The 21,244-nt window shown below is 67.3% G+C and carries 18 protein-coding genes and 1 tRNA gene; 17 read left to right on the top strand and 2 right to left on the bottom strand.

What is annotated here, in order from left to right:
- Positions 1-356 precede the first annotated feature (356 nt).
- The 15 genes from HPY83_09400 (at position 357) to HPY83_09330 (ending at position 17,565) form a co-directional block, all read left to right on the top strand.
- On the top strand, positions 357-2,561 hold the full coding sequence (locus tag HPY83_09400; GenBank protein NPV08162.1) for an ATP-dependent RecD-like DNA helicase: 2,205 nt from the start codon (positions 357-359) through the stop codon (positions 2,559-2,561).
- Between the two features lie 288 nt (positions 2,562-2,849).
- Positions 2,850-6,002, top strand: coding sequence for a protein kinase (locus HPY83_09395; GenBank protein NPV08161.1), 3,153 nt, complete (start codon positions 2,850-2,852; stop codon positions 6,000-6,002).
- Positions 5,999-6,691, top strand: coding sequence for an HAD-IA family hydrolase (locus tag HPY83_09390; protein NPV08160.1), 693 nt, complete (start codon positions 5,999-6,001; stop codon positions 6,689-6,691). The genes HPY83_09395 and HPY83_09390 overlap by 4 nt, the downstream gene beginning before the upstream one ends.
- Entirely contained in the window at positions 6,684-6,995 is a 312-nt protein-coding gene (locus HPY83_09385; protein ID NPV08159.1) for a hypothetical protein, read from the top strand. The genes HPY83_09390 and HPY83_09385 overlap by 8 nt, the downstream gene beginning before the upstream one ends.
- A complete protein-coding gene (locus HPY83_09380; GenBank protein ID NPV08158.1) occupies positions 6,988-7,182 on the top strand; it encodes a hypothetical protein in 195 nt (64 codons plus the stop codon). The genes HPY83_09385 and HPY83_09380 overlap by 8 nt, the downstream gene beginning before the upstream one ends.
- A gap of 338 nt (positions 7,183-7,520) precedes the next feature.
- Positions 7,521-8,387, top strand: coding sequence for a sulfide/dihydroorotate dehydrogenase-like FAD/NAD-binding protein (locus HPY83_09375; GenBank protein ID NPV08157.1), 867 nt, complete (start codon positions 7,521-7,523; stop codon positions 8,385-8,387).
- The gene (gene gltA, locus HPY83_09370; GenBank protein ID NPV08156.1) at positions 8,374-9,798 is read left to right on the top strand and encodes an NADPH-dependent glutamate synthase; all 1,425 of its coding nucleotides are present in this window, start codon (positions 8,374-8,376) and stop codon (positions 9,796-9,798) included. The genes HPY83_09375 and gltA overlap by 14 nt, the downstream gene beginning before the upstream one ends.
- Positions 9,795-10,946 carry a hypothetical protein gene (locus HPY83_09365; protein ID NPV08155.1) on the top strand — a complete coding sequence of 384 codons (1,152 nt, stop codon included), beginning with the start codon at positions 9,795-9,797 and terminating at the stop codon, positions 10,944-10,946. Before gltA ends, HPY83_09365 begins: the two co-directional genes overlap by 4 nt.
- Positions 10,943-12,097, top strand: a complete 1,155-nt coding sequence (locus tag HPY83_09360; protein ID NPV08154.1) for a hypothetical protein — start codon at positions 10,943-10,945, stop codon at positions 12,095-12,097. The genes HPY83_09365 and HPY83_09360 overlap by 4 nt, the downstream gene beginning before the upstream one ends.
- On the top strand, positions 12,088-12,909 hold the full coding sequence (locus tag HPY83_09355) for an amino acid ABC transporter substrate-binding protein (protein NPV08153.1): 822 nt from the start codon (positions 12,088-12,090) through the stop codon (positions 12,907-12,909). Before HPY83_09360 ends, HPY83_09355 begins: the two co-directional genes overlap by 10 nt.
- Positions 12,891-14,090 carry a M28 family peptidase gene (locus HPY83_09350; protein NPV08152.1) on the top strand — a complete coding sequence of 400 codons (1,200 nt, stop codon included), beginning with the start codon at positions 12,891-12,893 and terminating at the stop codon, positions 14,088-14,090. The genes HPY83_09355 and HPY83_09350 overlap by 19 nt, the downstream gene beginning before the upstream one ends.
- Before the next feature lie 25 nt (positions 14,091-14,115).
- A complete protein-coding gene (locus tag HPY83_09345) occupies positions 14,116-15,126 on the top strand; it encodes an SIS domain-containing protein (protein ID NPV08151.1) in 1,011 nt (336 codons plus the stop codon).
- A complete protein-coding gene (locus tag HPY83_09340; GenBank protein ID NPV08150.1) occupies positions 15,123-15,629 on the top strand; it encodes a GNAT family N-acetyltransferase in 507 nt (168 codons plus the stop codon). The genes HPY83_09345 and HPY83_09340 overlap by 4 nt, the downstream gene beginning before the upstream one ends.
- A 34-nt stretch (positions 15,630-15,663) precedes the next feature.
- The gene (locus HPY83_09335) at positions 15,664-16,950 is read left to right on the top strand and encodes an MFS transporter (GenBank protein ID NPV08149.1); all 1,287 of its coding nucleotides are present in this window, start codon (positions 15,664-15,666) and stop codon (positions 16,948-16,950) included.
- 288 nt (positions 16,951-17,238) lie between these two features.
- A complete protein-coding gene (locus tag HPY83_09330) occupies positions 17,239-17,565 on the top strand; it encodes a hypothetical protein (protein ID NPV08148.1) in 327 nt (108 codons plus the stop codon).
- 504 nt (positions 17,566-18,069) lie between these two features.
- Here the strand turns inward: HPY83_09330 and HPY83_09325 are convergent.
- A complete protein-coding gene (locus HPY83_09325) occupies positions 18,070-19,458 on the bottom strand; it encodes a phenylacetate--CoA ligase family protein (protein NPV08147.1) in 1,389 nt (462 codons plus the stop codon).
- 105 nt (positions 19,459-19,563) lie between these two features.
- Positions 19,564-19,637: transfer RNA gene (locus HPY83_09320), tRNA-Val, on the bottom strand.
- 110 nt (positions 19,638-19,747) lie between these two features.
- On the opposite strand from HPY83_09320, the gene HPY83_09315 reads away from it, so the two are divergent.
- A complete protein-coding gene (locus tag HPY83_09315; GenBank protein ID NPV08146.1) occupies positions 19,748-20,842 on the top strand; it encodes a site-specific integrase in 1,095 nt (364 codons plus the stop codon).
- 12 nt (positions 20,843-20,854) lie between these two features.
- Positions 20,855-21,244: hypothetical protein (locus HPY83_09310; protein ID NPV08145.1), on the top strand; the 390-nt coding region annotated here is incomplete at its 3' end.

Here is a 21,244-nt window from a genome sequence, read left to right as displayed (position 1 = left end):
GCCTGAGCAACATCGCGGGGAGAGCGCATCTGGCAGGCATGGCTCGCCCCCTGACCAGGAAGGAGCCTCCCCAGGCGCGGACGACTGCCTTCAACGGAGACGAGCCAGCGCTCCTCGCGGCACAGCAGACGAGGGGCGGAAGCCGGCCGCCCATGAAGCACGCGCCCAACGCGGGCGGGAGCCCCGTCAGCACGGTCTTGTCGTCCGCGCCACCGGTGCCCCGAACTGCGACAAGTTGCCGCCCCTTCTTGGCCACCGCGGCCCGTTCGGTTCTTCCCCTCGACCCTGAGCCCCCACGTCATTTAGGTAGGAACACGACGGGGTGTACAATAGCTTACTGGAGCAAGGCGCAAGACATGACCGTAGGGAGCACCCCCGTCGGAGCAGAATACCCCCTGCAGACCCTTGAGGGAACCGTGGAACGTCTCACCTTCCAGAGCGAGGAGACGGGCTACACGGTGGCCCGGGTGGTACCCAAAGGGAAGTCTCACCTGGTGACGGTGGTCGGCCCCCTGGCCGGAGTCAACCCGGGCGAATCGGTCCGCTTGCAGGGTCGCTGGACCAACCATCCTCAGTACGGTCGCCAGTTCGAAGCTCGCACCTATTCGGTGGAGCTGCCGGCTACCATTGAGGGGCTCCGCAAGTACTTGGGAAGCGGCTTGATAAAGGGGATCGGGCCAGTGACGGCAGCGCGAGTGGTCAACGCTTTCGGGCTCGAAGCCATGGACGTCATCGAAGAGTCGCCATCGCGCTTGCTCGAGGTGCCGGGCATCGGCGAGAAGCGCAGCGGGATGATCGTCCGCGCCTGGGAGGAGCAGAAGCAGATCAAGGATCTGATGGTGTTCCTCCAGAGCCACGGAGTCAGCACCGGGCTGGCGGTGAAGATCTACCGCCACTACGGCGACCAGGCCGTGGCTGTGGTGCGCGAGGACCCATACCGCCTGGCTCGCGACGTCTATGGGATCGGGTTCAAGACTGCCGACAAGATCGCCCGCAACCTGGGCCTCGCACCGGATGCCCCCGCCCGGGTGCAGGCCGGCCTGCTGTACGCCCTCAGCACTCTCTGCGACGAGGGCCACTGCTACGCGACCCAGGAGCAGTTGCTCCAGCAAGCGTCCGAGCTGCTTGAGGTTCCCGCCGATGCCTGCGGAGCCCAGCTGGAAGCCCTGCTGCGCCAGAACGACTTGGTGGCCGAGGACGACGCGGTCTATCTGCCTCCCTTCCTCCACGCAGAGACGGGCATCGCTAGTCGCATCCATAGGCTCCAGACCACACCCCAGGACCGTCTGGGCGCCTTCGCCACCGTGGACTGGGATCGCGCCTTCTCCTGGCTCGACCGCCTCTCCGCCATAGCCCTGACGCCCCAGCAGAAGGCCGCCATTCGCATGGCCCTGACCGAACGGGTCAGCATCCTCACCGGCGGCCCCGGCACCGGCAAGAGCACCATCGTGGCTGGCATAGTGCAGCTTCTGCGGGCCAAGGAGCGGTCGGTGCTGTTGGCAGCCCCCACCGGCCGCGCCGCCAAGCGACTGACGGAGACTACCGGAGTGGGGGCCAAGACCATCCACCGCCTGCTGGAGTTCCAGCCGGCGGCTGGGTACCGCTTCCTGCGCGACCGCGACAACCCTCTGGACGCTGACATCCTCATCGTGGACGAGGCCTCGATGATCGATGTTCTGCTGATGAACCATCTAGTGGCAGCCGTGCCGCCCGGCGGCCACCTGCTGCTGGTGGGCGACGTTGACCAGCTTCCCTCCGTGGGGCCTGGCAATGTCCTGCGCGACCTGATCGCCAGCCGACGGGTGCCCACCACCAGGCTTGACACCATCTTCCGTCAGAGCCCGGACAGTTTCATCATCGTGAACGCCCATCGCATCAACCAGGGCGAGATCCCTCTCTTCGAGCGTCACTCCCGCGACTTCTTCCTCTTCCCGGAGCGAGACGCACGCCGAGCCGCCGAGCGCGTGATCGAATTGGTGACGCGACGCATCCCGGCCCGGTTCGGCTTCGACCCCATGGACGACATCCAGGTGCTGGCCCCTATGCATCGTGGCGCTGCCGGCGTGGGTGAGCTCAACGAGCGACTTCAGGCCGCCCTGAATCCTCCTAGCCCTTCTCGTGCTGAGCGCAGGCACGGTCATCGCGTCTTCCGGGTAGGCGACCGGGTGATGCAGATCAGAAACAACTACGACCGCCAGGTCTTTAACGGCGACCTGGGCCGCGTGGCCGGGATAGACCTCGAAGAAGGCCTGATCGTAGTCTCGTTCGACGGCAGGCCCGTCGCCTACGACTTCGTCCAGCTGGACGAGCTGGCGCACGCCTATGCCCTGAGCATCCATAAGTCCCAGGGCTGTGAGTTTCCGGTGGTGGTCGTGCCGTTGTTGACGCAGCACTACGTTATGCTTCAACGTAACCTGCTCTACACCGCCGTCACCCGCGCCCGGGAGATGGTAGTCCTGGTGGGAGACCGGCGCGCCATCGCCATGGCCGTGCGCAACAACCGCGTCGCCCAGCGCAACACCCGCTTGGCGGACCGGCTGCGAGCCCTCGAGACCCGATAGGGCTTAGCCCAGCAGCAGAAGCGGCCTTGCCGGGCGGGGGAACCAGACGGAGGCTGCCCAGCGCCGAGGCCAGCCCTGACCGGCCTTCCCCCTACAGGCCTTTCACGCTGACCGTTGCCACGGCGTGCCTCGGGTCGAGGCCCAGGCCCTGCTCTGGTCGACCTCCGACCCACGCCCAGCGGCGGCGACAGCAGCACTCTGGCGTCACTCCACCCGCCACAGGTATAATGGGATGCGCTCTTCGCCCACTATCGGGCGTCTATCTCTCACAGGGACTCTGGACCCCCTATGCGCTGCCCCGAATGCGGCTACCCCAACCGAGAGGGCGCGGTGGCCTGCGAGCACTGCCGCGCCCGCCTCCGGCTGCCCTGCCCACGCTGCGGCTTCGGCCTGGATGGGGATGCCACCGCCTGTCCCCGATGCGGCCAGTCGGTGGTCAGCGGCCGCCCGGCTCGCTCTGCCCTGGGGCGGGAGCTGTACGTGCTGGCGGGCAGGTATCAGGTTCTGCAGCAAGCCTCTCGCAGCCGCACCTCGGCGGTCTATCGCGCGCTTGACCTCCAGTCAGGGCACACGGTGGCCGTCAAGCGCCTGGACCTCGTGGCCCTGGTGACCGCCGAGGAGAAACGGACCGCCCTGGCCAACTTCCTCCGCGAGGTCTCTGCCCTAGAGACTCTCCGCCACCCTGGCGTGGTGCCCATCCTCTCCCACTTTCGGGATAAGGATTCGGTGGGGGTGGTCATGCCCTGGATCGAGGGTGAGACTCTTCAGGAGATCTACCGGCGGGGGCCGTTGCTCGAGCCACAGGTGCGAGCGTTGGGAGCTCAACTGGCGGACGCCATCGCCTTCCTTCACTCCCAGGAGCCGCCCGTCCTTCTTCGCGACCTGAAACCGTCGCACGTGATGGTCACCAAGCGGGGAGACGCCATCCTCCTCGACCTGGGCCTCTCTCGTCACTTCAGGGCCGGCCAGTCGCGCGGGGAGGCCAACCGCGGCACCCCTCCCTTCGAGGCACCCGAGCAGGCAGCCGAGGCCTATGCCGGGCCTGAGTCCGACATCTACGCTCTGGGCACTCTGCTCCTGCTGCTGGCCCGTGGTCCTAAGGACGGTCGCGGTGCTCCCGACCTGTCTCCCACTCTCCGCCGGGCTCTGGCGCGCGCCCGCCGCCAGGACCCGGCCAAGAGGTACCCCAGCATGGCCCACTTGCGTCGGGCGCTGGCGCCGGCTGACGACGCCCAGCCGGCGGCAGCGCCGGCGACGGCTCCCAGCGGCGATACCGTGACTCCGGCTCCCGCGCCCGCAACCCCGGCCAGGCCGGCGGCAATGCCAGACATCACCGTGGTTACCAGGCGCCTGCGCATCGTGCGGAGCCCCAAGCGGCGTCAGGTGGGCTACCGCCTCCGCCTCCGCAACAACCTGCAGCGGGTAGTCACGGCCCAGGTACGCACGGCCGTCCCCTGGCTCACGCCTGCCTCGGACACGATCGAGCTGGACCCAGACGCAGAGGGCAGCGTGCTCATTCGGGCGAATCTAGACCAGATTCCCGCTCACACCTCCCGGGTGCCTCGAGCGGTGCTGGTGATCGCCGCAGGCCGGCACTGGGTGCCGGCGGAGGTGGTCGAGCCCGCCCCTGAGCTAGAGCTGGACCGTCAGGCTTTGGACTTCGGGCTGGTTGGGCCCGAGGGCGCCACGCAACCCATCACTGTGAGCAATGCCGGCGGGGGGCAGCTCTCCGTTCATCTGAGCACCGCCGTTCCTTGGCTGCAGGTGTCCACTTCCGACGTCAGGCTGGAGGCGGGCCGATCAGCCACCGTTCAGGTCCGACTGACCCCCGAGGCTCCTGAAGAGGGGGGCACATTCACGCGCGCTCTGCTGGTGGATAGCGATGCAGGCCAAGCTTATGCTGACGTCTCCTTCAGCCGAGGCCGCCCCGAGCTCTGCGTCCAGCCCGAAGCCCTGAGCTTCGGCGCGGTCCGCCACCCGGAGGCAGCCCAGGCGGAGTTGATCGTGGCTAACCCCGGCTCCGCACCCCTCACCGCCCGCATCCGGTCCGCCGACGACGCCATCACCGTCATCACCCCCGAGGTGACCGTTCCCCCGCGGCAATGGGTGCGGGTCTCAGCCCGGCTGGATACCGGCTCTCTCAAGCCCGGCAGATTGACGCTGCCGTCCGCCATCCGCATCACCAGCCCGGTCGGGAACCGCCAGCTGGCCGCCGAGGTCGAAGTCATCCGGCCTCTGCTGGCGGTGGCGGACAATGACCTGGACTTCGGAGCTCTCGGGCCCCATGAGGTAGCGAGAGCTCAGCTCTCGCTGGTGCTGTCCAACCGAGGGAACGAAGCGCTCACCTTCAGGCTGGTGCCCCAGGTGGTCTGGATCGCCGCCAGGCCGGCCGAGGGCAGCCTGAGGCCCGGATCGAGCACCGTGGTCACCGTGTCCCTCACCGAGGCAGCAACCGAGCAGCCCGGAGCTCACCAGGCCAGCCCAGCCCTGGCTGTGCGCAGCGAGGGGGGCAACATCGGCATCGCCGCTCGCTACAAGCTCGTCAAGCCCGTGCTCGAGGTAGAGCCAGCCTCCTTGGACTTCGGAGTGATCCCAGAGCAGGGCGTAAGCGAGCGTCATCTCACCATCGCTAACAGCGGTACCGGCGACCTGCACTGGAGCGCCACCACCGATGCCCCCTGGGTCGAGCTGAGCCCCTCCTCGGGCGTGTGCCCGGAAGGAGAGACGACCTCTCTGACGGTGCGCGCCTACGGGCTGGCGGTCCCATCGGGCACCCATCAGGCCCGCGCCCTCCTGACCTTCCACGGGCCCCACAACAGCCGACCGGTTCCGGCCACCGTGGCGTTCTCCCAGCCTATCCTGGCTGTCGAGCCTGTTCTGAGCCTTCCCGACAGCGTGGACTTCGCCCCCGTCCAGGGGCAGCTCATCTTGTTCAACCGGGGAGTGGGAGAGCTGCGGGCCGCGGTAGCTTCATCGGTGCCTTGGGTGTCCGTTTTGGACCCCGAGGTCTCTATAGCCAGCGGCCGATCTGAGACTGTCGCCATTGCCGCCCAGCCTCCCCAGGACATGCACCCGGGTGAAGTGACGCTGCCGGGCGCATTGTTCGTGTCCTCCAACGGTGGCGAGGCCGAGGTCGAGCTCCGGCTGCGGGTAGTGGCGCGTCCCCAGATCGAGCTGACCCCGGACCGATTGGTCTTGAAGCCGGGGATGGAAGGCATTATCATCGTCCGGAATGCCGGCCGGGCGACGGCAGACGGCATAGCGCAGGCCTCGGCTGCCTGGCTGAGCGTCCGGCCCAGGCAGCTTACCATCAGGCCGGGCCATCGGGCCCGGCTCAGAGTGGTAGCGGAGAGCCCGCCGGCGGGCCAGGAGATTGGAGCAGTGGTTGTCGTGGCGATCGGCGAATGGAGGGGAGAGGTTGAGGTGGTGATCACCGAATGAGCCTGCCGCAGGCTGTCTTGTTCGATTTCGATGGCACTCTGGTGCACATCACTATTGACTTCCAGGCCATGCGCCAGGGTGCCGTGGACGTTATCCACCGCTATGGCGAGACGGCAGAGGGCGGCAGCCGGTTCACCCTGGAGCTAGTGGAGTCGGTTCGCGACCGCCTGGCCGCCCGAGACGAGGCCATCGCCGCTGCTTTCCAGCGGGACGCCCTGGCCAGCATACGTGAGGTGGAGCTCATGGCGGCCCGGGATGCCCGACCCCTACCAGGAGTTCCGGAGACGCTGGCCTGGCTGCGGGCTCGGGGCATCAGGCTGGGCATCGTCACCCGGAACTGCCGACCAGCAGTCCTAGAAGTGGCAGTGCGGCACGGTCTGCCCTTCGACGTGCTCCTCAGTCGCGACGACGTCCGCCACGTCAAGCCCAATCCCGAGCACCTTCTGGAGGGGCTAAGGTTGCTAGGCGCCTCCCCAGGCTGCTCCATCATGGTGGGAGACCATCCCACCGACATCCAGGCTGCCCAGGCAGCGGGGATGGTCTCGGTGGGGCTCACTACTACCAGAGCGGCAGAGGCTTTCGACGTGACTCCCGACTTCATGATAGATCGTATGGATTCCCTCATCGGGTTAGTGAATAATGGCAGCTGGCGTGTGGTTGCGGAGAGCAGGAGTAAGCGAGATGGGTGATCTGGCCGGTTGGCGCGATGCTTCCATAGTGCTTCTGGCTCTGGAGTTCTTCCTGGTCGGTCTGCCCATGCTAGCGGTCGGCTACTTCGCCGTCCGCTATCTGCGGGGTTTCCGGCACTGGCTGGCCATCAACTTCCCCGTCTGGCAGGTGGCAGCCGTGCGCGGGCGAGACTACGTGGAGCAGTACGTGGGATACGCGGCCGCCCCGTTCGTTGCCTTGGCGGCCCTGGCGTCGGCCATCGCCACCGTCGCCTCCCTGGTAAGCTCCCCGCGAAGCAGAGTCTGGAGGTCGTACCGTGGGTAAGGTGGGAGCTAAAAGCATTCTCGTCGGTGCCATCATCGGCGGGACCCTGGGCGCCCTGCTGGGCGCCGTGGTCGCTTCTCGGCGCTCGGGGAGCAGGAAGCCCGCCGGCCCCAGCGCCACCGACATCACCGGCATCGGCATGACGGCGTTGGCTCTGGCCAAGCAGGTGATAGACGCCTTCGGCTAGATCGGGCAGCCGGCGCCCACCGGCCAGGCCTTGGCGGCGGGCACCGTGACCGCCCCCGCCGGGCTCCCATACGGCCTGGCCTCACAGCTTGGCATGCGGCCGCAGTCAGGGGTGGTGTGGTTGAGCCCCTTGCCCTTACACAACGGCGGGCGCAGCTCGGGGGGGGAACGGAGAGAAGCCGCAAGGGGCGAGGGGCCGAACGCCGAGCCCGAGGGGTAAAGCGATCGCTGTCGGCCCCGTCCGCCGGCTGTATCTACTGCGGGGCAGATGCACCGCCAGTCATCGCGTAGCCCCCATAGTCGAGGGGATACTGAGGGTCGCGCTGCAGGAGGCTAGTCGTGTATGAGATCGTGGGTAAGGAGCAGCTCGCTCCGGTGACCACCCTACTCCGCGTCTCTGCGCCCGAAGTCGCGCGCAAGGCCCAAGCAGGGCAGTTCGTCATCCTCATCGCCATTGAGTCCGGCGAGCGCATCCCTCTCACCCTGGGCGACTGGGACCGGGAGAAGGGCACCGTTGACCTCGTCTTCCAGCAGGTGGGCAAGACCACCGCCCTGTTGGCGACCTTTGAGCCGGGCGACTCGCTCTACGCCCTGACCGGCCCTCTGGGACGGCCGAGCGAGATTCAGCATTACGGCACCGTGGCCTGCGTGGGAGGAGGAGTCGGCATCGCCGCCGTCTACCCCATCGCCCGTGCGCTACGCTCAGCCGGCAACAAGGTGCACACCATCATGGGCTGCCGCAGCAAGGACCTGATCTTCTGGGAGGAGAAGATGGCCGCCCTTAGCGACGAGCCTCTGGTGTGCACCGACGACGGTTCCTACAAGCGCAAGGCCTTGGTCACTGAGCCCCTAGCCGAGCTGCTCGAACGCGAGCGCGTCGCCCGCGTCTGGGCCGTCGGCCCAGCCATCATGATGAAGTTCAGCGCCTTGACCTGCAAGCGTTACGAGACACCCGTCATCGTCAGCTTGAATAGCATAATGGTGGATGGAACGGGGATGTGCGGCGCCTGCCGGGTCGAGATCGGGGGCGAGACGCGTTTCGCCTGCGTGGATGGGCCTGAGTTCGACGGGCACCTGGTCAACTGGGATCTGCTGCTCGAGAAGCAACGGCTCTACCTGGACAGCGAGCGACTTGCCCTGGAACGGTTCCGAGAACAGCAGTGCGCCTGCGGCAGCCGCAAGGAGGGCGCTCATGAAGCCGCGTGATTTGCCCCGACAGGAGATGCCGGAGCAGGACCCCATCGTGCGCCGCCACAACTTCGAGGAGGTCGCCCTAGGCTATACGGCCGAGATGGCCCAACTGGAAGCCGAGAGGTGCCTCCAGTGTCGAAGGCCTGGCTGCATCGAAGGCTGCCCGGTCGAGGTGCCCATCCCCGAGTTCATTCACGCCCTTTGCAGGGGTGACATGCCGGAGGCGAGTCGGATCCTGAAGAGCCGCAACAATCTGCCTGCCATCTGCGGCCGGGTCTGCCCTCAAGAGACGCAGTGCGAAATGACCTGCGTTCTGGCGCGGAGGGGGCAACCCATTGCCGTGGGCAGGCTGGAACGGTTCGTCGCCGATTGGGAGCGCCAGTACGGGGTCCAGTCGGTGGAAATCGCCCCTCCTACGGGTAGGAGCGTAGCAGTCGTCGGGTCCGGGCCCGCTGGATTGACAGCAGCAGCCGATCTAGCTCGCGCCGGTCATTCGGTGGTGATATACGAAAGCCTTCACCGGCCGGGCGGAGTGCTCATGTACGGCATCCCCGAGTTCCGGCTTCCCAAGGACGTAGTGGATGCCGAGGTCCAATTCGTGCAGAGCCTGGGGGTGGAGATACGCCTCAACTCGGTAGTGGGCCGGCTCTACACCATAGACGAACTCCTCCGGGAACATGATGCCGTCTTCCTCGGTACCGGCGCCGGGTTGCCCATGTGGATGGGCATTCCGGGGGAGAATCTAAACGGCGTCTTCTCGGCCAACGAGTTCCTCACCCGCGTCAATCTCATGAAGGCCTACCTCTTCCCCGAGTACGACACACCCGTCTACGTGGGCAGACGGGTGGCCGTGATCGGTGCTGGCAACGTGGCTCTGGACGCCGCCAGGACTGCTCTCCGCCTCGGGGCCGACGACGTCCGCATCGTGTATCGCCGATCCGCCCAGGAGATGCCCGCCCGGGCTGAGGAGGTCCATCATGCCCGCGCCGAGGGCATAGCGTTCGACTTCCTGGCCACCCCGATCATGATCCACGGCGATGAGAAGCAGAAGGTCACCGGCATGCGAAACGTGCGCATGCAGCTGGGCGAGCCGGGGCCCGACGGCCGGCGGGTCTGCTACCCGCTGGAAGGCACCGAGTTTGACATGGAAGTGGACATGGTGATCATGGCTCTGGGTACCCGCCCCAACCCGCTCGTCTTCTCTGAGGCAGCCGGCCTTGAGCGCTCCCGTCGCGGCACGGTGGAGGCCGACCCCACCACCGGACGCACCACCCGGGAACGCGTCTGGGCGGGGGGAGACGTGACCACCGGGTCGGCTACCGTCATTTCAGCTATGGGCGCCGGGAAACGAGCCGCCGCCGACATTGACGCCTATCTCAGCGCCGTCAGCCCCGTCTGGGCCGGTGCGGAGGAGATCGTCCGTTGACCATGAGCGCTGGCAGCCCCGCGCTGTGGCTGCACGGTCAGCTTCACCAGGACAGCGCCCTTTCGCGTAGTGCTGCTGCCCAACTGGGCGTGCAGCACCTAGTCTCGGCGGGCTCTCCTGATGAGGTAGCGGCCGTCAGGGACCAGGGGCTGGAGCCCTGGCTGTGCCTGGGGGCCTTCACCGTCGCCGAGAACGAGGCCCACCTTCTCTGCCAATCCCTCGAGGGCAGGCAACGTACCTGGTTCTCGTCCGGTTGCCCCAGTCACCCCGTCCTCCGCCAGCGCCTGCTGGACCGGGTCCGGGACATGGCCGGCTGGGGGGCTGCCGGGCTCCTCCTGGACGGCATTCGCTTCGCTTCGCCCTTCGAGGGAGCAGAGACCTTCCTCACCTGCACCTGTCGCTGGTGTGCCGCCCTAGCCTCCGACAAGGGTCTGTCGCTGGATCGGCTGGCCGAGGGATTGCGGCGGCTCCGCGATCGTCTCGCCAGCCTGACCGCAGACGCCCTGCGCCGGTCCCTTCCCGGCTTACGAGCCCCCGTCGACCTCCTGGCGTTCCTGGATGCGAGCGAGGAGGTTGGGCAGTGGCTGCAGTTCCGCGCCGATGTCATCAGCGAGGCAGTGACCGAGGTGCGGGCCGTGCTCCGGGCGACCGCCCCGGAGATGCGTTTGGGAGCCTACGTCTTCACCCCTTCACTCGCTCCCCTGGTGGGACAGGACTACGCCCGGCTGGGGACCAGCCTCGATGTCCTAGCGCCCATGATATACCGACTGGGCCAAGGGCCTGCCTGTCTCGCATCCGAGGTCACTGGATTAGGCACGCTGTTGGCGGCCGCGCCGCCGGCGGACCGGGATCAGGCGGTTTTGCGATTCCTGGGCCTAGAGGCTGCCAGCCGACCCGGTGCTCCTCTAGACCAAGGCCTGACTCTCGATGCGGTGAGTATCGAGGCGGGACGCGCTAGAGCCCGCCTCAGTGGCCGGGCCGAGCTGGTCCCCATCCTGTGGCTGGACGATCCCGAGGTGGCCGCCGCCACCGCCGCCGCTCTCACCGCAGCACCTGAGGGTGTCTCGTTCTTCGCCACCGGAGACTCCCGCTTCGCCAGGCTGAGGGAAGCGCGGGACTTCCTGGCCGGGCTGCCATCCCTGTCTTGAGCGACCTCGCGTCGCCTCGCCTCTGGCTGGCACCGGCGGCCTCGCGAGTCCCCATCTTCTCCCCCTCCCGGCGGCAGGTGCTACGGGGCCTGGCCACCGCCATCGTGGGGCTGGCTGCCGGAGTGCACCCAGAGCCATTGGTGTCCCTGGGTCCGCAGCAGGCGGTTCGCGGCTGCAACCCCATTCTGGGCGTCCACACTCGGCTCACCGACGAGGTGGAGGAGTGGAAGATCAAGCGCACCCTGGAGATGGTGCGCGAGATGGGGGCCCACTGGGTAGTGGAGTACTTCCCCTGGGCCTACGTAGAGCCACAGCCGGGGCGGTTCTCCTGGGCTCACGCCGACCTCACGGTGAAGCACGCCGCCCGCCAGGGGCTCAAGCTGGTGGCCCGCCTGGGGTACGTCCCCCAGTGGGCCCGCCCGACCGGTTCCGCTTCCTCTTACCTCGATCCCGACCACTATGACGACTTCGCCCGTTTCTGCTCCCGGTTCGCTCAGCGCTACCGGGAGGAGGTGGCTCACGTTATCGTCTGGAACGAGCCTAACCTGGCCCTAGAGTGGGGTTTCCGGCCTCCCGATCCCGCGGGCTATGCTGAGCTACTGCACCTTTGCTACGGAGCCATCAAGGCCGAGGCGCCCGAGACGGTGGTCCTCGGCGGCGCCTTGGCGCCCGTCCCGGCGCCGCTGGACGACCCCCAGGCCATGGATGACCTCACTTTCCTGGAGAGGGCCTGCGCCGTCGGCGCCTGCCAGAGCATGGATGCGCTGGCGGTGCATGCCTACGGCTGGGCCTCCCCACCGGAAGACGATCCGGAGCCGGGCCGGGTCAACTTCCGCCGCGCCGAGCTCCTGCGCGCAGCCCTGGGCCGACTGGGCTACACGGGGATGCCGGCGTACGTCACCGAAGCGGGGTGGAACGACCATCCCAGATGGACGAGAGCAGTGAGTCCGGCTCTCCGCCTGGACTACACTGTGCGGGCCTATGAGTTCGCCCGTCATCGCTGGTCCTGGTGCCCCATGGTCGCCACGTGGGCCTTCCGCTTCCCCTGGCTCCAGCATTCCTACCAGGACTACTTCGCCTTCGTGACCCCCGGCTTCCAGCCCCGGCCGGTGTACGATGCCGTGCGTCTATACGCCCACCAGTGCCGATAGCCAAGGCCGTCGCCTCCGGCTATAATCCGTCCATGCGCCGATGGGCCCTCGTACTGATCCCGATCTTGCTCGTGCTCGTGTTGGGGATGGCCGTCTCCGACCGTAGCCGGGATCACTCGCTGGATCTAGTGAGGCAGAGGGGGACTCTGCGCGTAGGGATGGATGCCTCCTTCCCCCCTTTCGAGGTCGTCAATGCCGTCGGCGAGCTGGAGGGACTGGATGTGGACCTGGCGCGGCTGCTGGCGCGGGAGATGGACCTGAACCTGGACATCGCCAACATCGCCTTCGACGGCCTGTACGAAGCCCTATCGTGCGGGGAGGTTGACCTGCTCCTTTCCGCCCTTCCGTACGACCCCCTGCGCACGGGCGACGTTCGGTACAGTGCTCCCTACTTCACCGACGGCCTCCAGTGGCTGTACCGAGTGGACTCCTGGGCCGCGGACCCGGACGCATTCGAGGGCGAGGTGCTGGCCGAGGCGGGGAGCGAGGCCGCCCGCCTAGCCCGGCAGAACTGGCCCAGGGCTCGGGTCACCGAGGTGTTGTCGGAGCAGGATGTGGTGCTGCAGCTGACCGAAGGGGCCGAGGCAGGCATCGTCACCCGCGTCTCCGCTTGCAGCTTCGGCCTTCCCCATGACGGGATCGCCTTCGGGCCGCTGATCTCCGAGGTGCCGTACAGCGTAGTGGCACGAGCAGGCGATACCGCTGTGGCCGAGGCCGTGGCCGACGCCCTGGACGAGGTGATGGCCAGCGACGACTATCGGGCGGCGGTGGTGTATTGGTTGGGAGAGGGTTGTTGGCGCGAGCCCAGATAGACCCGGCGAGGCAGAACCGGCTTCTGTCGACCGCCCGTGAGATCGTGGAGCGTTTCGGCGCCCGTCCGGCGGGGTCGCCAGCGGAGAGGCAGACAGCAGAGTACGTGCGAGACCGTCTGGACTCGGCCGGGGTTCAGGCAGACCTGCAGCCGGTCGAGGTCGCCACTCAGCCTCACCTGCCCCAGATCATCGCCTACGGCCTGTTGGTGTCAGCCTCCATCATCCTGACCTACTCCGCCCCCTTGGCGGCCGCCGCCGCCCTCGCTGGGGTGAGCATCCTCGCCACTGAGGCTGCAGCCATCCCGGCTCTATCGCGGTGGCTGCCTCGCGCCCGTTCGCACAACGTGATCGGCAGGCGGGCGGCCAATGGCTCTCCCCTGCGGGCCATAGTGTTCGTGGCCCACCTGGACACGGCCCAGCCTACGCTCTTCAGCGCGCCCCGGGCGGCCCTCATCCAGCGCCAGGCTCTTCTCTTCGCCTTCAATGCCGGTGTGATCATCTTGGTGCTGGCCGTGGTCGCCGTCTTTAGCCCTCTCTCGGGGTTCGTCTGGGTGGCGTTTGCGGCCGGGCTCTACCTTATCTTCCACCTGGGGGTGCTGGTTCACGGGGTGCTGAACCTACCCCGGTCCCCCGGAGCCAACGACGGTGCCTCGGGGCTGGCCGTGCTCATCGAGTTGGCAGAGACGCTGCCTCGCCTAGAACAGACAGAGACCTGGATCGTGGCCACCGCCGGTCACGAGACTGGCATGGCCGGGCAGCGAGCGTTCCTGGCCTCCTTCCGCCTGCGACAGGCGAGCACACTGCTCGTCAACCTGGCTGGCGTGGGCAGCGGAACGGTCACCATCAGCCTGATGGAAGGGATGGTGCGGTCGGTCCCCGTCCCCAGGAAGGTGCTGGGTCTGGCGGGAGATGTCGTGGCCGAGCTCGGGCTGCCCGTGCGGGCCCGCCCCTATCAGGACTCCAACAGCGCCGCCTACCTGGCCCTGCGCTCCGGCATGCCCGCCGTCACCGTGCATGCCCTCGACCGCAGGGGAGCCGTGCCCAACCGGCACTGGATCACGGACACCCCGGACCGGCTGGAGCCTTCGACCCTGGAAGTAGCAGCACAACTGGCTCAGGGCCTAGCCGCCAAGCTTGACGAGGAGCTCCTGACGGCCGGAAGACTAAGGATGGAGGGTTAGGTTGACCCAGACTCGACGCGAGATCATGCAACAGCCCGAGGTGCTGCGCCGGGTGGTAACGCAGAACTGGCAGCGCGCTCGGGAGTGTGCCGCCGCCATCGCCTCAAGCGGCATCAGGTTCGCCCTCATCGCCGCCCGCGGCACCTCGGACCACGCCGCCACCTACGCCAAGTACCTGTGGGGCTCCGCCAACCGCCTTCCTGTGGCGCTGGCCGCCCCGTCGCTGTACACTTTCTACCAGTCCCCCCCTCGACTCGACGGAGCTCTGGTGGTGGGCATCTCCCAGTCCGGAGCCAGCACCGACATTGTCACCGTGCTGGAGGACGCGCGTTCCCAGGGAGCCCTGACCCTGGCCGTCACCAACGACGAGGACTCGCCCTTGGCACGCGCCTGCCAGTTTGTGCTGCCCTGCCTGGCCGGCGAAGAGAAGGCAGTAGCGGCCACGAAGACCTACACCTCCCAGCTGGCCTGTGTGGCCCTGCTTTCGACCGCCCTGTCCGGCGACAAGGCGCGCCAGGCGGACATCGAGCGGATACCCGACGCCGTCGCCCAGGCCCTCGACCTTGAGGACCAGGTACGAGCGTCCGCGGAGCGCTATCGGTACATGGAGTCAGCCCTGGTCCTGAGTCGAGGGTACAACCTGGCCACGGCGGCGGAGATCGCCCTCAAGATCAAAGAGCTCACCTACAGCCACGTTCAGGCCTACAGCACCGCCGACTTCATGCACGGCCCTCTGGCCACCGTAGACGAGGGTTTCCCCGTGATAGCGGTAGCATCAACCGGTGCTCTGTATCACAACCTCCTGTCCTCTATCAAGACGGTAAAGGACCGGCAGGCCGAGGTGGTGGTGATCTCCGACGCGGACGAGGCCCTAGCCCTGGGTCGGGTGGCGCTGAGGGTCCCCTCCGTGCCCGAGTGGCTCAGCCCCATAGTCAATATCGTGCCCGGGCAGTGGCTGGCCCACCATCTGGCGCTCACCAAGGGGTTCGATCCCGACAGCCCGCGAGCGCTCACCAAGGTGACGCTCACCATATGAGCGCAGCCATCCAGCGCTCTGACCTTGTCATCCGCCCATTCCGGCCCGCGGACGCCCAGGCCATCGAGGACATCGCCGCCGCTGCCTGGACGCCCATCTACGCGCATTTCGCATATCTCCAGGAGCAGGCCCTGGGCGAGGTGGCACGTCGGTCGAGCGTCGAGAACAAGCGGGAACAGGTGCGGTCCTTCGCCCGCGACCACCCTGGATGGACTCTAGTGAGCGAGGTAGGCGGGCGAGTGGTTGGGTTCATCACCTTCACCCTCGATCGCGAGCGGAGGATCGGCACCATTGGCAACAACGCGGTGGACCCGGAGTTCTGCGGCCGCGGGATCGGCAGCGCCCAGTACCGGGCGGTGTTAGACGTCTTCCGCCGCGAGGGCATGCGCTTCGCCACCGTGGTGACCGGGCTGGACGAGGCTCACGCCGCTGCCCGCCGCGCGTACGAGAAGGTCGGTTTCGTGCCCGTGCTCTCCAGCGTCGAGTATATGATGAAGCTGTAGCGGCCGGGCCGGCGCGGCGAGGGCCGGAGGCGGCATGGCGACGACTGAAGTGGCCCCCAACTGGTGGCCCCGGTTCTTCACCGTGTGGGCCAGCCAGGCTGTCTCCATCGTGGGGAGCTCGGTGGCTGGGTTCGCCCTGGTGTGGTGGCTGACCACGACCACCGGTTCCGCCACCGTTCTGGTCGCCTCCGCCCTGGCCACCACTCTCCCCCAAGTGCTCTTGGGGCCGGTGGCGGGGGCGCTAGTGGATCGCCTGGACCGGCGCGCGGTGATGATGGCGGCCGACGCCGCCGTCGCCCTGGTGTCGGCTTGGCTCGCCTACTTGTTCTGGTCGAGCCAGGCCCAGTCTTGGCACGTCTTCGTCATCATGGCGGCGCGAGGCCTGGGCGGGGCCTTCCACTTCGCCGCCATGCAGGCCTCCACCACGCTGATGGTGCCCGGCCGGCACCTCTCGCGCGTGGCCGGGCTGAATCAGACAGTGCAAGCATCCATGGCCGTCCTCTCGCCGCCCCTAGGAGCCCTCCTCCTCTCCATCACTTCCATAGCCAGCATCATGGTTCTGGACGTGGCCACCGCTGCCATCGCCGTTGCCCTGCTGGCCTGCGTGACCGTTCCCCAACCGTTACGCGAAGACCTAGCAGCCCCGGTCGCCTTGAGGCCTACGCTGCTGTCCGATCTCAGGGCCGGCATGCGCTACGTGCTGGAATGGCGGGCGCTGGGCCTTCTCATGGCCACCGCTGCCCTACTGAACGCGGTCATCAACCCGGCCATGTGGCTGCTGCCCCTCCTAGTCACTGACCACTTCGCTGGCGGCCCCGGTCACCTGGCCACTCTGGAGTCCGCCTTTAGCCTGGGCATGGTCGGCGGCGGCTTGCTGCTCGCTGCCTGGGGCGGCTTCAGGAGGAGGATGTTGACCGTTCTGCTGGGCCTACTTGTCGCCGGGATGTTTCTGCTCACGGTGGGGCTGGCGCCCAGTCAGCGGTTCTGGCTGGCGGTCGTAGGCATGGCCGGATTCGCCTTCGTCAACCCGCTGATCAACGGGCCCATAGTCGCTATCCTGCAGGCCACCGTGGATCCCGCCATTCAAGGTCGGGTGATGACCTTCGCTCTCAGCCTGGCCCATGCGGCCACCCCGCTAGGGCTCATGATCTCGGGCCCTCTCGCCGATGCCGTCGGAGTGAGGCCCATCTACGTTGCCGGTGCCACAGTGTGCCTAGCTTGTGGACTGACAGGCTTCCTGGTGCCGGAGCTCCTCCGCTTCGAAGACGGCAGCGGCCCTCCGCCCGGCGACGAGCAAGCAGCCGACCGCCCTTCTCCCTAGGCCACTGCTCCTCCCAAAGAGTCCGGCACACTCCGCCGGAGTCAACTCCCATCGGCCGGGCCAAGCCGACCCAGCCAGGCCGCTTCGTGTACCCAGTCGCTCCCTGGCTGTACAGCCTCTCCTAAGCCTGAGTCACCCTCACTGCCGGGCGCGGGACCACGCTTCGGCTTCTAACCAGAATCAAACGAATGAGGCCCAGGTTTCATATACAATGGGTGCATAATAATGTCAGAAGGACGACAGCACATAGTACTAAAGTACTAGCCGTCAACCGGCTTGGGGGAAGTCGTGGCTTACCGGCAGGAGGTGCTTCCGGAGGAGTTCGCCCTGCTATGGTCCCTCGCCATGTATGAGCGGGCTGGCGAGGGGGATAGCTACCAGGTGATCTTCGAAGAGGGTGGCGGCGCCGCCCTGCGCGGTACTAGAACGGGGCACTACTTGGTAGCTGCTCCCTCGAATATGGCTGTCTACCGCCGGCTCCACAAGATGGGCCTGATCCTGCTCCGGGAGCTGGGGCGCATGCCCCCCGTCATCAGGATCACTCCCGCGGGGGTGCGTCACGTCCTCGGCGAGGAAGAGTCCGGGAGAAGTGCCGGGTCTCAGGGGGGTCACTGAGCGGCACCTGCCCGGCAGCGATAGGCGGCCAGCTTAGCGGAGCTCTGCCCCGCTGGGCGAAAGCCCATGCCAGTGCCAGGCGGGCTGTTGGTCGAGCCGGGCCCATCGCCCGAGGTAGTGTAGGCGAGGCTGTCCGTCCAGCGATCTGCGCGGGCACCTGGGTTCATGACCTGTCCCGGGCCTGGGCCGTCTGTGAGGTAGGCACAAGTTGTCGCAACCCGTAGTTCACCGTGACTGCAGCCAGGGTCCCGAAGCCTCTCCCCCACCCTGAGCACCGGGAGCGATGGGCCGGATCGCTTGGAGCACGGTGAACGCCGGTGCCCCATGACCGCGAGTACCTGCGCCGCTGTCTCCCCGACCCGCTCCCCATCCCCTATCGGCACGGGCGGCATGGAGGGCCGAGGCGACCGCGGCCGGTCTCGGATATTGGGTGCCCGCTTCGGTGCGGTCACCCCAGCGAAGCGCATCGGGTCGCCCCGTGCACCCGCGACCCGCGGGAGCGGCCTACAGATCCGCCCATACCTGGCGCAGCTTGCCGCTCACTGGGTCCTGCTGTGGTGGCTCTCCTGCCCTGACGAGACGCACGTTCTCCAGCCCCTGACTGCCCAGCCACGCCCGGAGCCGGCCCTGGACGGCCTCCCAGACCTGCTCTGCATCTCTGTCCGCTTCCGGCAGCAGCCTCAGCCGGAGCTCCGCCGGACCAGTCTGGATAGCCTGGAACCGCTGCACTCCCACTGTCTCCTCGATGACGGTAGCAAGGGCCAGGGGCAGCACCGGCACGGAGCGACCTCCGGCCCCCCGGAATGAAAGGACGTCGGCCTGTCTACCCTGCACCTTGATGGCCGGCAAGGGGTAGCCGCAGGGACACGGCTCTGGCTTGACAGTCACGCTGTCCCCGAGGTCGTACCGGATGATGGGCTGGACGCGATTGGCCAGGTTGGTCAGCAGAACTGTGTGAGACGGTTCTCCCGGCGGCACCGGTCCGTATTGCTTGTCGACCGGTTCCAGCACCACCCAGTCAGCGTGCAGGTGTAGCCACCCCTGGTCGCACCCGAAGGCCATGTAGAGGAACTCCGAGGCCCCGTAGCTGTCGCGCAGACGCGACTGGAAGCCTTCCTCGATCCGCTGACGCATGGCCTCGGTGAAGGACTCCCCAACGCTGGCTACCAGCATCGGCTCGATCGCCAGCCTTCCCGCAGCACGCTCGTCGGCCAGCACCGCCAAGGCGCTGGGGTAACCCAACAGCAAGGTGGGCTGAAAGTCGGTTAGCTGGCTGACCAACTCGTCAATCGGCTGCAGAGCGGAGAAGGACCGGAACATGCCTGCCAGTCGGGGATAGAGCCTTCGGGCCCGCTCAAGCCAGCCGATGCCAGCGAAGTGGCCACCGGCGGCCAGAACCATGGCCCCACGCACCCCGCGGCGGGCCAGCGCCCAAGTCTGAGAGAGTGTGAACCACCGCACGTAGCTTCGTGTCATCACCAGGGCTTGATACACGGCCACAGCGTGAGGGTCGTGGAGGAAGATCCCCGGCACTCCAGTGGTGCCCGAGGAAGTGCACACCAGGTAGCGCCCCAGAAAGGGCTCCCCGACCCGTTCTGCGTCCGAGACGAAGGCCTCCACCCCAGTCCTGGTGACGGCGCGATCGGTGACAGACTCGTCGAACGCGGCCATCAGGTCGGGTTTGGTGACCACCGGCAGGTATCTCAAGTCAATGCACGGCTCGGGGGAGGAGCGGTACAGCTTGCTGTAGAAGGGCGAGGACTGGCGGGCGTGACGAATGAGCTGCGTCAGCCGTGCCTGGCGCCGCGGCGCCCACGATCCGGGAGATGCCTTGCCGACCCTCCAGGCGTCGAAGGCGATCGACAGCGGTCCGTCTGTCGCCCTGGTCGCCATCGAACCCTCCCGAGCGGTCACGTAGCGTTTGCGATGGCCACTGAGCAGAAGAAGGCCCGCGGTTCACTAGGCAGTGCGCCGACGGGCCCCATCCGGTGCCAGCAGTGGGCGAGACAGGACTCGAACCTGTGGCCTCTTCCTTGTAAGGGAAGCGCTCTGACCAACTGAGCTACTCGCCCACAACGTGTAGTAGGTGCGAGGCATCTGGCATACTACCCCTAGTAGGTCACCGCCAGAACATCCGTTCTGACAGCAACGTTACAGCAACGCCGGGGCGAAGGAGGCACCGATGGCGAACCGTGGCCCCGGCGAAGGCACTGTGTTTCAGCGACAGGATGGACGGTGGCAAGCCTCCCTCATGATAGGGCGGAACCGTCGCACTGTCTACGGGAAGACGAAGGCGGAGGCGAGGGCGAAGCTGGCGGAGCTTAGGCGGCAAGCGAGTGCGGGCACCGGGCTCCCCGAGGCCGGACGGCGGACGGTGGCCGACCTGGCGACCGAGTGGCTGGCGGCCGCCGACCTCAAGCCCTCCACCAAGGCCCATCATCAACTGGTGCTCAAGACCTACGTACTGCCCGCTCTGGGCAATGTGCGCCTGAGCCGGCTGGAACCGAGCCACCTGCAGAGGCTCTATGCCGGCCTCAGCCCGTCCGTGGCGGACAAGGCGCATCGGGTGCTGCACCGGGCCCTGGAGGTAGCCGTCCGATGGAAGTGGATCGGCGCCAACCCCGCCGACCGGGTGCTGCGCCCGGCCTACCGGACGGAGCGGCGCAGCCTGTGGACCGCCGACCAGCTGCGCACCTTCGTGGCTGGGACTGAGGGCCACTGGCTGCATCCCTTCTGGTCGCTGGCCATCGTCACTGGCTGCCGTTCGGGCGAGCTCCGGGCCTTGACCTGGGATGAGGTGGACCTTGAGGCCGGCACCATCACCGTGGGCCAGACCCTGCACCGGCTGGATGGGCAGTACATCGTGACGGCACCCAAGAGCGAAGCCTCAGTGCGGACGCTGGCCGTGGGCTCCGAGGGGCTACGGGCGCTCCGCCGCCAGCGGGCACAACAGGCCGAATGGAGACTGAGAGCGGGGCCTGCCTGGGAAGGCACTGACTTCGTGTTCACCACCAGAGCGGGCGCACCCCTACACCGATCGACACCCCTGAACGCCCTCAAGCGGGAGTGCCGTCGCCTGGGAGTGCCCACGCTGGCCGTACACGATCTGAGACACACCAGCGCCAGCCTGCTGCTGTCTCAGGGCCTCCCCGTGCCCCTGGTGAGCCAGCGGCTGGGGCACGCCAACCCCAGCATCACCATGAGCGTGTACGCCCACGTCATCGGTGCCGACGATGGCGCTGCTGCAGCGGCTATCACCAAGGCTTTGGCACGTTAGGGAGGCCACGTGATGAAAGACACTGCCCCTACCCAGAACCGCACGAAAACCCCTCAGAATCGTCGTTCAAAGTGGGATGTGAAAGCCGCTGCGGCCAAGAGTCGGGAGGCCAGGAAAGCGCAACGGGAATGGGCCAAGGCCAACCTACGCCGGGACTTCCTGGACGCTCCTCACTGGGCGGAACTGGCCCGGCAGTACGGCGTGCGCCTGCCTCAGTGGTGGGTGCCCTGCACCCGCAAGCACATGGTTCGCTGGCTGCCCAAGCTGGGATACGACCTGGCCTGGTACCGGGACTGGGCCGGCAAGAGCGACTTGACGTGGTTCATGAAGCGCAACCCCGACTGGCCCCTGCGGGCCTTCGTGGGGCTGCTGCTGGAAGAACGGGAGGCAGAGAGCCTGCCC

The sequence above is a fragment of the Anaerolineae bacterium genome (assembly GCA_013178015.1).
Taxonomy (GTDB): Bacteria; Chloroflexota; Anaerolineae; order DRVO01; family DRVO01; genus Ch71.
Note: the sequence above shows the minus strand (reverse complement) of the source record. Positions and strands in the feature narration are given on the sequence as shown.